The 11295-nt window shown below is 74.1% G+C and carries 10 protein-coding genes and 1 riboswitch; of the genes, 8 read left to right on the top strand and 2 right to left on the bottom strand.

Features of this window, described 5'->3' with window-relative positions; all coding sequences use genetic code 11:
• Positions 1 to 14 precede the first annotated feature (14 nt).
• Positions 15 to 1520: a transcription antitermination factor NusB gene (locus AB0B02_RS13795; RefSeq protein ID WP_357300323.1), complete on the top strand. Its 1506-nt coding sequence runs from the start codon at positions 15 to 17 to the stop codon at positions 1518 to 1520.
• A gap of 143 nt (positions 1521 to 1663) precedes the next feature.
• Complete coding sequence (locus tag AB0B02_RS13790; protein WP_357300321.1) at positions 1664 to 3415, top strand: M28 family metallopeptidase; 1752 nt, start codon at positions 1664 to 1666, stop codon at positions 3413 to 3415.
• A gap of 42 nt (positions 3416 to 3457) precedes the next feature.
• Here the strand turns inward: AB0B02_RS13790 and AB0B02_RS13785 are convergent, their stop codons facing one another.
• Both AB0B02_RS13785 and AB0B02_RS13780 read right to left on the bottom strand, forming a co-directional pair.
• On the bottom strand, positions 3458 to 4348 hold the full coding sequence (locus tag AB0B02_RS13785; RefSeq protein ID WP_281939756.1) for a septum formation family protein: 891 nt from the start codon (positions 4346 to 4348) through the stop codon (positions 3458 to 3460).
• 121 nt (positions 4349 to 4469) lie between these two features.
• Positions 4470 to 5357, bottom strand: a complete 888-nt coding sequence (locus AB0B02_RS13780; RefSeq protein ID WP_281939758.1) for a septum formation family protein — start codon at positions 5355 to 5357, stop codon at positions 4470 to 4472.
• 260 nt (positions 5358 to 5617) lie between these two features.
• Between AB0B02_RS13780 and rpe the strand changes: the two genes are divergently transcribed.
• The 6 genes from rpe (at position 5618) to AB0B02_RS13750 (ending at position 11292) form a co-directional block, all read left to right on the top strand.
• Positions 5618 to 6298 (top strand): ribulose-phosphate 3-epimerase, encoded by a 681-nt coding sequence (gene rpe / locus AB0B02_RS13775; protein ID WP_107160083.1) that lies wholly within the window; start codon positions 5618 to 5620, stop codon positions 6296 to 6298.
• A 1-nt stretch (position 6299) separates the two neighbouring features.
• Entirely contained in the window at positions 6300 to 7256 is a 957-nt protein-coding gene (locus tag AB0B02_RS13770; protein WP_281939761.1) for a response regulator, read from the top strand.
• 80 nt (positions 7257 to 7336) lie between these two features.
• Positions 7337 to 7510, top strand: a riboswitch (FMN riboswitch).
• Positions 7511 to 7681: 171 nt separating this feature from the next.
• The gene (gene ribD / locus AB0B02_RS13765) at positions 7682 to 8743 is read left to right on the top strand and encodes a bifunctional diaminohydroxyphosphoribosylaminopyrimidine deaminase/5-amino-6-(5-phosphoribosylamino)uracil reductase RibD (RefSeq protein WP_281939762.1); all 1062 of its coding nucleotides are present in this window, start codon (positions 7682 to 7684) and stop codon (positions 8741 to 8743) included.
• A 1-nt stretch (position 8744) separates the two neighbouring features.
• Positions 8745 to 9341: a riboflavin synthase gene (locus AB0B02_RS13760; protein WP_281939764.1), complete on the top strand. Its 597-nt coding sequence runs from the start codon at positions 8745 to 8747 to the stop codon at positions 9339 to 9341.
• Positions 9338 to 10030 carry a nicotinamide riboside transporter PnuC gene (gene pnuC / locus AB0B02_RS13755; RefSeq protein ID WP_281939766.1) on the top strand — a complete coding sequence of 231 codons (693 nt, stop codon included), beginning with the start codon at positions 9338 to 9340 and terminating at the stop codon, positions 10028 to 10030. The genes AB0B02_RS13760 and pnuC overlap by 4 nt, the downstream gene beginning before the upstream one ends.
• On the top strand, positions 10027 to 11292 hold the full coding sequence (locus AB0B02_RS13750) for a bifunctional 3,4-dihydroxy-2-butanone-4-phosphate synthase/GTP cyclohydrolase II (protein ID WP_281939768.1): 1266 nt from the start codon (positions 10027 to 10029) through the stop codon (positions 11290 to 11292). The genes pnuC and AB0B02_RS13750 overlap by 4 nt, the downstream gene beginning before the upstream one ends.
• Positions 11293 to 11295: the final 3 nt, after the last annotated feature.

Genomic DNA, 11295 nt, shown 5'->3' with positions numbered 1-11295 from the left:
AAGGGTGGTTCCGCGTGAGCGGGTCGGAGCGGCCCGTCGAGGGTGAGCGCCCGCGGGGGTACGACCGCGGCGCCGGCGACCGGCCGCGTGGCGCGGGTCGCGGCGGTGACCGGCCGTACCGGGGCGGCGCCGACCGGCGTGGCGGGCAGCGTCCGGTCCGGCCGACCGTGGACCTGCCCCGGCACGTCGCGTACGAGGCGCTGGCAGCGGTGCACCGCGACGACGCGTACGCCAACCTGGTGCTCCCGGCGATGCTGCGCGAGGCGGGGCTGAGCGGGCGGGACGCCGCGTTCGCCACCGAGCTGACCTACGGCACGCTGCGGCACACCGGCACGTTGGACGCGATCGTCACCGACGCGGCCGGCCGGGACGTGCAGCGGATCGACCCGCCGGTGCGGGACGCGCTGCGGCTCGGGGCGTACCAGTTGCTGCACACCCGGGTGCCGGCGCACGCCGCGGTGTCGTCCACGGTGGACCTGGTCCGCATGGTGGGGCCGGGCGCGACCGGGTTCGCCAACGCGGTGCTGCGGGAGATCGCCGGCCGGGACGCCGACGGCTGGGTGGCGAAGCTCGCCCCGGCCGAGGGCGTCGATCCGATCGGTCATCTCGCGCTGGCGTACAGCCATCCGCAGTGGATCGTGCGGTCGTTCGCCGAGGCGCTCGGCGGTGACCTGGGGGAGACCACCCGGCTGCTGATCGAGGACAACGAGCGCCCGCCGGTGCACCTGTGCGCCCGGCCGGGGCGGGCCGACGCGGTGGCGCTGGCCGACGAGGTCGGCGGCGCGCCCGGCGCGTTCTCGCCGTACGCGGTCTACCTGCCCGGCGGCGCGCCGGGTGACCTGGCGGCGGTGGCCGACGGGCGGGCCCACGTGCAGGACGAGGGCTCCCAACTGGTGGCGGACGCCCTGGCGAACGCGCCGGTGGACGGTCCGGACGGCCGCTGGCTGGACCTGTGCGCCGGTCCGGGCGGCAAGTCCGGTCTGCTCGGCGCGCTGGCCGCGCAGCGCGGGGCGCGGCTGACCGCGGTCGAGGTGGCGGAGCACCGGGCCCGGCTGGTCGAGCAGGCGACCCGGGGTCTGCCGGTCACCGTGCTGCACCTCGACGGGCGGGACGTCGGCGGTGACCCGAAGCTGCCGGAGGGGCACTTCGACCGGGTGCTGGTGGACGCGCCGTGCACCGGCCTGGGTGCGTTGCGGCGCCGGCCGGAGTCCCGCTGGCGCCGGCAGCCGGCGGACCTGCCGCCGTTGACCCGGTTGCAGCGCGAGCTGCTCACCGCCGCGCTGCGCGCGGTCCGTCCGGGTGGCGTGGTGGCGTACGTGACCTGTTCGCCGCACGTGGTGGAGACGCACGTGACGGTGACCGAGGCGTCCCGGCGGTGCGGTTTCCCGGTCGACTTCGTGGACGCCCGCCCGCTGCTGCCGGCCGGCATGCCCGGCCTGGGTGACGGCCCGACGGTGCAGCTCTGGCCGCACCGGCACGGCACCGACGCCATGTTCCTGGCGGTGCTCCGCCGCGGCTGACCCCGCGTCGGGTGCATCCCGGGCGGGGGAGGGGGGTGGTGGGATGTGACGGGCCGTTGACTAAGTGATCGATGCATGTAACTGTTCCGATCACCGGTCCTCGGCCGTCACCCCCGCCCGCACGACCCCCACGAGGAGTCTCCATGAGACGCAGTACGCCGACCACGAGCCTCGCGCTCGCCCTCGTCGCCACCCTGACGACGGCGAGCCTGGCCGGCACCGCCTCCGCCTCCGCCGCGCCCGCTCCGGCCGCCCCCGCCCCGGCCGTCGCCGCGCTCGCCGCACCGGACGTCTCGCTGACCAACGTCCAGGCCCACCTCACCCAGCTCAACTCCATCGCCAGCAGCAACGGCGGCAACCGCCGGGCCGGCTCGGCCGGCTACGCCGCCTCGGTCAGCTACGTCAAGGGCAAGCTCCAGGCCGCCGGCTACACGGTCACCGAGCAGACCTGCACCACCTGCACGTACCCGGGCAGCAACCTGATCGCCGAGTGGCCGCAGGGCCCGGCCGACCAGGTCGTCATGTTCGGCGCGCACCTGGACAGCGTCTCCGCCGGCCCCGGCATCAACGACAACGGCTCCGGCTCGGCCACGCTGCTGGAGAACGCGCTGGTGCTGGCCGCGCAGAACCCGACCATGACCAAGCGGGTCCGGTTCGCCTGGTGGAACGGCGAGGAGCAGGGCCTCCAGGGCTCGAAGCACTACGTCAACCAGCTCAGCAGCACCCAGCGGGGCTACATCAAGGGCTACTACAACTTCGACATGGTGGGCTCGCCCAACGGCGGCTACTTCATCAACCGGATCACCTCGGCCACCGCGGCGCCGCTGAAGGCGTACTGGGACTCGTTCGGCATCCAGCCGGAGGAGAACACCGAGGGGCAGGGCCGCTCGGACGACTACTCGTTCGCCAACGCCGGCATCCAGACCTCCGGCTACGCGGCCGGCGCCAGCTACACCAAGACCGCCGCCCAGGCCGCGAAGTGGGGCGGCACCTCCGGCGCGGCGTACGACGGCTGCTACCACCGCTCCTGCGACACCACCAGCAACATCAACACGACGGTGCTCAACCGCAGCGCGGACGGCGTGGCGTACGCGATCTGGGCGCTCGCGGTCGGCGGCGGCACCCCGGCCAACGACTTCTCCGTCGCGGTCAACCCCACCTCCGGCAGCGTCGCCCGGGGCGGCTCCACCACCGCCACCGTCAGCACCGCCACCACCAGCGGCAGCGCCCAGACGGTGGCGTTGTCGGCCAGCGGCGCCCCGAGCGGCGTCACGGTCGGCTTCAGCCCGTCGTCGGTCACCTCCGGCGGCTCCGCCACCATGACGGTCAGCGCCTCGTCCACGGCGACCACCGGCACGTTCACGCTCACCGTCACCGGCACCGGCTCGGCCACCCGCACCGCCACCTACACGATCACGGTGACCGGCGGCAGCGGCGGCTGCACCGCCGGGCAGCTCATCGGCAACAGCAGCTTCGAGTCCGGCACCACGCCGTGGACGACCAGCTCCGGCGTGATCACCAACGACGCCGGCCAGGCGGCCCGGACCGGGTCGTACAAGGCGTGGCTGAACGGGTACGGCTCCTCGCGTACCGACACGCTCTCCCAGTCGGTGACGCTGCCGACCGGCTGCACCAGCTACACGCTGGCGTTCTGGCTGCACATCGACTCGGCCGAGACCACCACCTCGACCGCGTACGACAAGCTGACCGTGCAGGTCGGCTCCACCACGCTGGCGACCTACTCGAACCTGAACAAGGCCACCGGCTACACCCAGCGCAGCTTCAACCTCGCCGGGTACGCCGGCCAGACGGTGACGCTCAAGTGGACCGGCGTCGAGGACGCCTCGCTCCAGACCAGCTTCGTCGTCGACGACGTGACGCTCCAGGTCGGCTGAGCGCGTGGGGCGGGGTGGGCCGACGCCCGCCCCGCCCGCGGCTCAGGTGATCGGCAGCGCCGAACCGCCGGCGCCCCGCACCGAGCGGGTCAGCGTCCGGTCGGAGATCCAGAGGAAGCACTGCACACCCCGGTCGCCGTCGCGCCACTGCTGCTCGTACGGGTGGTAGACGATGGTGCCCGCCCGGTACTGCATCTTCCCGTCGTTCGGCACCTTGGCGTACTTCGCGATCACCCCCCGGCACGCCTTGTGCGCGCGCAGCGAGGTGCGCTGGAACTCGGCGTAGCTGATGTCGGGCGCCTGGTAGATCCCGACGAACTCGGCGTGGTGCTTCGAGGTGCAGGCCACCGGCCGCATGGCCTGCACCTCGTCCTTGCTCAGCCTGGGGTTGAAGCAGCCCAGCGCCAGCGGAGAGCCGGGCTTGAGCGCGCCGCGCAGGCTGCCGGTGCGGGCGGCCACGTTGCCCTCGTCCAGGTCGGTCACCTCGGCGACGTCGCAGCGGTACCAGCGGGCGCCGCCGGACCAGGCCAGTGCGGACGGGAAGACCACGGAGAGTTGCAACCGCCCGGACCGCCAGTCCGCGCCGACGGCGCGGGTGACCTGCCGGGCGCACTCGGCGTGCGCGGAGCGGACGCCGGCCGAGCCGGCGCGCGGCGGCGCGGAGCGACCGGCGTCCGGGCCGCCCAGCGTGCCGACGTGCAGCGTCTCGGCGCGGTGCGAGGCGGCGCAGTCGACCGGCTGGTAGCCGCTGAGGTAGCCGACGTCGGCGACGGTCGGGTGGCAGACGTCGGCCGCGGGCACGAAGCCGACCGGGGCGGCGAAGGCCGGCCACTCGTCGGTGAGGTCGCGGTCCACCCCGGCCGGCGCGCTGCACCCGCCGACCGCCAGCACCGCCACCGCGCCCGCGGCGACCGCCGCCCACCATCGCCGCATCGCGACCGACCTCCCGCCGTCCGGAGCCGCCCGGCCGACCGGTACGCCTCGGCGACGCAGCATACGGCAACCGGGCCGGCGGCCGGTCGCACGAGGCGGCCGGCTCCTGGCGGAGCGGCGGTCAGATGACCGGCAGTCCCTCCGGGCCGGCGCCCCGCATGGAACGGGTCAGCTTGCGGTCGTCGCTCCACAGGAAACAGCGCACCCCCCGGTCGCCCTCCTCCCACTCCCGCTGCGACGGCGGGTAGAAGATGGACCCGGCCCGGTACGGCAGCTCGGCATTGTCCGGCACGTTGGCGAACGCGGCGATCAGCGTCATGCAGCGCCGGTGCGCGGACGGCGCGCGCCGGGCGAACTCGGCCCAGCCCATGTCGCGTTCGGAGTAGACGCCGACGAACTCGGCCCGGTGCGGCTCGGTGCACAGCACCGGGGCCATGTAGTTGAGGTTCGCGCCGATCAGCTTCGGGTCGAAGCAGCGGTGCACCAGCGGGTTGTCGCCGACCAGCGCGCCGCGCAGGCTGCCCACCCGGTTGACCGGCCGGGTGTTGTCGATGCTGTCGGTCTCGGCCAGGTCGCAGCGGAACCAGCGCGCGCCGGCCATCCAGGCGGTCGCCGGTGGCAGCGCGATGTTCAGGGTGAGCCGGGCGGCGTGCCAGTCCCCGCCGATCATCTCCCGGGCCCGCTGGTCGCACTCGGCCCGGGCGCCGCGCAGCTCCGGGGAGCCCGGCTCGGGGCGGGCGCCCTCGGCGGCCGAGCCGGTGAACGAGCCGACGTGCACCGCCTCGGCCAGGTGGCTGCCGGCGCAGTCCACCGTCTCGTACGTGGCCGCCTGCACCACGGCGGTGAGCCGCGGCAGGCACGCGTCGGTGGCCGGGACGAACAGTTGGGGCGCCGGCAGCGCCGCCCAGTCGTCGACGAGGTCCCCGTCGGCCCGGTGCGTCGGGGCGCAGCCGGCGAGCACCGCCGTCACGGCGCCGGCCAGCGTGAGGGCGTGGAGCCACCGTCGCATCGTCCGCTCCTTCGCCGGAGAGATGGCAACCGGTCGCCGCGGCCCGTGCGGCGTCCCCCGCGCCCGGGCGTGCAGCATATGTGACCGTCCCTGTAGGAGTTTCGTCATCTTTCAATCGGTCGGCCAGTCACCGGCGACTATTCGTGTCGATTTCCGCCCCGGACGACGGAATTCTGCACCGAAGGTGACGGGAGGGTCACAGTAGGTCCTTCGTGGTGCCGCGCCGCAGCCGGGGATGACCGCGTTCGTACACTGGCCCCGTGACCGTACCGCCGCCCGTCGTCGCGCCCAGCATCCTGGCCGCCGATTTCGCCCGCCTCGCCGACGAGGTCCGCGCCGTGGAGTCCGCCGCCGACTGGCTGCACGTGGACGTCATGGACAACCACTTCGTGCCCAACCTGACCATCGGCCTGCCGGTGGTGCAGAGCCTGCGCGCCGTCACCGAGATCCCGTTCGACGTGCACCTCATGATCGAGGATCCGCGCCGCTGGGCCCCCGGGTACGCCGACGCCGGCGCGTACAACGTCACGTTCCACGCCGAGGCGTGCGACGACCCGGTGGCGCTGGCCAAGGACCTGCGCTCGGCCGGGGCCAAGGCGGGGCTGGCGATCGACCGGGACACCCCGATCGAGCCGTACCTGGACCTGCTGCCCAGCTTCGACACGCTGCTGATCATGACGATCAAGGCCGGCTTCGGCGGCCAGCGGTTCCTGCCGGCGCTGCTGGACAAGGTGCGCGCCGCCCGCCGCCACGTCGACAGCGGCCACCTGGAGCTGCGCATCGAGGTCGACGGCGGCATCGCCGCGGACACCATCGAGCAGGCCGCCGCCGCCGGGGCCGACGCGTTCGTCGCCGGCACCGCGGTCTACGGCGCCGACGACCCGGCCGAGGCGGTACGCCGCCTGCGGGGCCTGGCGGAACGTGCGATGACCGGGGCCTGAGATGGACGCGGCCGGCGACCGACCCGACGTCATCCTGGTCGTCGACGACGACGAGGACATCGCCCGCTTCGTCGAGTTCAACCTGCGCCTGCACGGCTTCGAGGTGCTGCACGCCGCCGACGGCCAGGAGGCGCTGGAGGTGATCGAGCGGCAACGGCCGGACCTGGCCGTGGTCGACCTCATGATGCCCCGGGTGGACGGGCTGGAACTGACCCGCCGGCTGCGCGCCGACCCGATGACCTCGGCCCTGCCGGTGATCATGCTGACCGCCAAGGGCATGACCTCCGACAAGGTCAACGGCCTCAGCGCCGGCGCGGACGACTACCTGGTCAAGCCGTTCGACACCGCCGAGCTGGTCGCCCGGGTCAGCTCCACGCTGCGTCGCAACAAGGAGTTCCGGGAGGTCTCCCCGCTGACCGGCCTGCCCGGCAACAGCCGCATCCGGCGGGAGATCAGCGACCGGGTGCGCAGCGGCGTGGACTACGCCGTCGGTTACGTCGACATCGACCGGTTCAAGAGCGTCAACGACCGGTACGGCTTCGTCCGGGGCGACGAGTTCATCTCCGCGCTGGCCCGCAGCCTGCACCGCGCGGTGGTGTCGATCGGGCTGCCGCCGGCCTTCCTCGGCCACGTCGGCGGCGACGACTTCGTCATCGTCTGCGCCCCGACCCAGGTCCGGCCGCTGACCAGCCGCGCGGTGGTCGACTTCGAGAACGCCGCCGACACGCTCTACGACCCCACCGACGCCCAACGCGGCTTCGTCGAGCTGAAGGACCGGCGGGGCAACATCCGCCGGGCCGCGCTGGTCACGCTCTCCATCGGCGTGTCGCTGTCCGACAGCGGCAAGCGGTTCACCGACCCGCTGGAGGCCATCGCCGTGGCCTCGGAGATGAAGACGGTGGCCAAGAGCCAACCCGGGTCGTACGTCGCGGTCGACCGCCGCCGCGGAGTTACGTGATCGTGCGGTCCTGCTGTGAGGTAGCTCGCGCGGGTGGCGCGCGCCGCCGCGGAACGTGTAAGACTTCCGGAGTACCCACCACGCGCTGGCGGGGCTCGGTGAAATTCCGAACCGGCGGTGATCCACGGTCCGACCGTGGTAAGCCCGCGACCCGGACGGCTTCGGCCGGACGGTGGACCTGGTGAGAATCCGGGGCCGACGGTTGGGGTGCGGCTCGTCCGCTCCCCAGAAAGTCCGGATGGGAGACAGCGCGCGGAACGGGGGAGGCCCTGCCGGCCGCTGAGCACCCTCAGCCGCGCCTGTGGGCTCCCCGGGGTCGGCTGACGCCGTCCCCGGGTTCTCCGCCGCCGCGTGTCCGCGGCCCTCGTGCCGTCGCTCCCCACCCCGCCCGCGCGTGACCGGCGAGCGGAAGGGCAGGGCGGGCCATGGCGAGCGTCTCCGTCGACGAGGCGATGCGTCGCGCCGTCGCGCTGGCCGCCCGCGGCCTCGGCGCCACCAGCCCCAACCCGGTCGTCGGCTGCGTGCTGCTCGATCCCGACGGCGAGGTCGTCGGCGAGGGCTTCCACGCGTACGCCGGCGGACCGCACGCCGAGATCGTCGCGCTGGCGCAGGCCGGCACCCGGGCCCGCGGCGGCACCGCGGTGGTCACGCTGGAACCGTGCGACCACACCGGCCGCACCGGCCCCTGTAGCCACGCGCTCATCGCCGCCGGCGTCACCCGCGTGGTGATCGCCGTGCCCGACCCGAACCCGGTGGCCTCCGGCGGCGCGGCCACGTTGCGCGCCGCCGGGGTCCAGGTCGCGTTCGGGGTACGCGCCGAGGAGGCCGAGGCCGGCAACGTCGCCTGGCTCACCTCGATGCGCCGCGGCTGGCCGTACCTGATCTGGAAGTACGCGGCCACGCTCGACGGGCGCTCCGCCGCCGCCGACGGCACCAGCATGTGGATCACCTCGGAGGCGGCCCGCACCGACGTGCACGCGCTGCGCGGCACCGTCGACGCGGTGCTCGCCGGGGTCGGCACCGTGCTCACCGACGACCCCCGGCTCACCGCCCGCAACCTGCGCGACGGCACGCTCGCCATCCGGCAGCCGCTGCGGGTGGTGGTGGACAGCTCCGGGCGTACCCCGGTCGACGCCCGGGTCCGCGACGGCGCGGCCCGGACCTGGGTGGCCACCGCCGCGGAGGTCGGGGCCGGCCCGGACGGCCGGGTCGACCTGGCGGCGCTCCTGGCCGAGCTGCACCACCGCGGCGTGCGGGCCGCGCTGCTGGAGGGCGGTCCCACGCTGGCCGGCGCGTTCCTCGCCGCCGGCCTGATCGACAAGATCGTCGGCTACGTCGCGCCGAAGCTGCTCGGCGCCGGTCCGACCGCGCTGGGCCACGCCGGCGTGACGTCCATCGCCGACGCCGTCGACCTGGAGATCACCGACGTTACGCAGGTCGGTCCCGACCTGCGGATCACCGCGCTGCCCCGGAAGAGGGAGGCCTGACATGTTCACCGGCATCGTCGAGGAGCTGGGCGAGATCGTCCGGAGCACCGAGACCGGCGACGACTCGGCGCTGGTCGCCATCCGCGGTCCGCTCGTCACCTCGGACGCCCGGCACGGCGACTCCATCGCGGTCAACGGGGTCTGCCTGACCGTGGTCGACGTCGACGGCGGCGTCTTCACCGCCGACGTGATGGGTGAGACGCTGCGCCGCACCGCGCTCGGGGCGCTGCGCCCCGGCGACGCGGTCAACCTGGAACGGGCCGCGGCGCTGAACAGCCGGCTCGGCGGGCACCTCGTACAGGGGCACGTCGACGGCGTCGGCGAGGTCATCGGCCGGGAGCCGGCCGCGCAGTGGGAGACGGTCCGGTTCCGACTGCCCGCCGAGCTGGCCCGCTACGTGGTGGAGAAGGGCTCGATCACCGTCGACGGCGTGTCGCTGACCGTCGCGGAGGTGGGCGACGACTGGTTCTCGGTCGGTCTGATCCCCACCACGCTCAAGCTCACCGTGCTCGGCGGCAAACGGGTCGGTGACCCGGTCAACCTGGAGGTGGACGTGCTGGCCAAGTACGTCGAGCGACTGCTGGGCGGTGCCCGGTGACCGGCCCGCTCGGCTGGCTGCTCGACGCCCAGGTGCACGTCGTCGGCTCGCCGGTGCTGGTCCGGGAGATCGTCGGCAACGTCTTCGGGCTCGTCTCGGCGCTGCTCGGGCTGCGCCGGGTGGTCTGGGCCTGGCCGGTCGGCATGATCGGCAACGGGCTGCTGTTCACCGTGTTCCTCGGCGGCGTCTTCGCCACCCCGCAGGCGCACGACCTCTACGGCCAGGCCGGCCGGCAGGTCTTCTTCTTCGCGGTGAGCGTCTACGGCTGGTGGCGCTGGTCGCGCAACCGCCGGTCCGGCGACGGTGGGGAGCCGGCCGTGGTGCCGCGCTGGGCGACCGGCCGGGAACGGCTGGCCCTGCTCGTCGCCGCCGCCGTGGGCACCGCCGCCGCCTATCCGGTGCTGGCCGCGCTCGGCTCGTGGGGGCCGCTGCCGGACGCCTGGATCCTGGTCGGCAGCCTGCTCGCCACGTACGGCATGGCCCGCGGCTGGGTGGAGTTCTGGCTGGTCTGGATCGCCGTCGACGCGGTCGGCGTGCCGCTGCTGCTACGCGGCGGCTTCTACCCGTCGGCCGCCATGTACCTGGTCTACGGCGCGTTCTGCGCGGCCGGCTTCTACGCCTGGTGGCGCACGTCGCGGACCGCCACGCGGACCCGGATCCCGGCGACGTACTCGGAGGTCGTGGCATGAGCAGCTTCGGTTCGATCGAGCAGGCGGTGGCGGACGTCGCCGCCGGCCGGCCGGTGGTCGTGGTCGACGACGAGGGCCGGGAGAACGAGGGTGATCTGATCTTCGCGGCCGAACTGGCCACCCCGGAGCTGGTCGCGTTCATGGTCCGCCACACCTCGGGCTACGTCTGCGTGCCGTTGACCGAGGCCGAGTGCGACCGGCTGGACCTGCCGCCGATGCACCACACCAACCAGGACCGGCGCGGCACCGCGTACACGGTGACGGTGGACGCCCGCGAGGGCGTCAGCACGGGCATCTCGGCCGCCGACCGGTCGCACACCATCCGGCTGCTCGCCGACGCCGGCACCGACCCGACCGACCTGGCCCGCCCCGGCCACGTGGTGCCGCTGCGCGCCCGCGCCGGCGGGGTGCTGCGCCGGCCCGGGCACACCGAGGCGGCGGTGGACCTGACCCGGCTGGCCGGGTTGCGTCCGGCCGGGGTGCTCTGCGAGCTGGTCAACGACGACGGCACCATGATGCGCGTGCCGGACCTGGAGAAGTTCTGCGCCGAGCACGGGCTGACGCTGATCACCATCGCCGACCTGATCGCGTACCGGCGGCGGACCGAGAAGCAGGTGGAGTTGGCCGCCGAGGCGCGGATGCCCACGCCGTACGGCGTCTTCACGGCGCTCGGCTACCGTGCCGAGCACGACCCGGCCGAGCACGTCGCGCTGGTCTTCGGCGACCTCGGCGACGGCCGGGACGTGCTGGTCCGGGTGCACTCCGAGTGCCTCACCGGGGACGTGTTCGGCTCGCTGCGCTGTGACTGCGGCCCGCAGTTGCAGGCCGCGCTGGCCCGGGTCGCCCGGGAGGGCCGCGGGGTGGTGCTCTACGTGCGCGGGCACGAGGGGCGCGGCATCGGCCTGCTGCACAAGCTCCAGGCGTACCAGTTGCAGGACCAGGGGCGCGACACCGTGGACGCGAACCTCGACCTGGGGCTGCCGGCCGACGCGCGGGACTACGGCACCGGCGCGCAGGTCCTCTACGACCTCGGCGTCCGGTCGATGCGGCTGCTGACCAACAACCCGGCCAAGCGGGCCGGCCTGGAGGGGTACGGCCTGACCGTGACCGGCCGGGAGGGGCTGCCCGTGTCGTCGAACCCGGAGAACGTGCGCTACCTGCGCACCAAGCGGGACCGGATGGGCCACCTGTTGGACGGGCTGGACGAGGTGACCGAGGCGCCGATGGGCCGCCCGGTCGCCGGTGACGAGATCGGAGCGTAGGAC

It is taken from the genome of Micromonospora sp. NPDC049240 (assembly GCF_040647835.1).
In the GTDB taxonomy this organism is placed as follows: domain Bacteria; phylum Actinomycetota; class Actinomycetes; order Mycobacteriales; family Micromonosporaceae; genus Micromonospora.
This window is presented reverse-complemented; position numbering and strand designations above follow the sequence as displayed.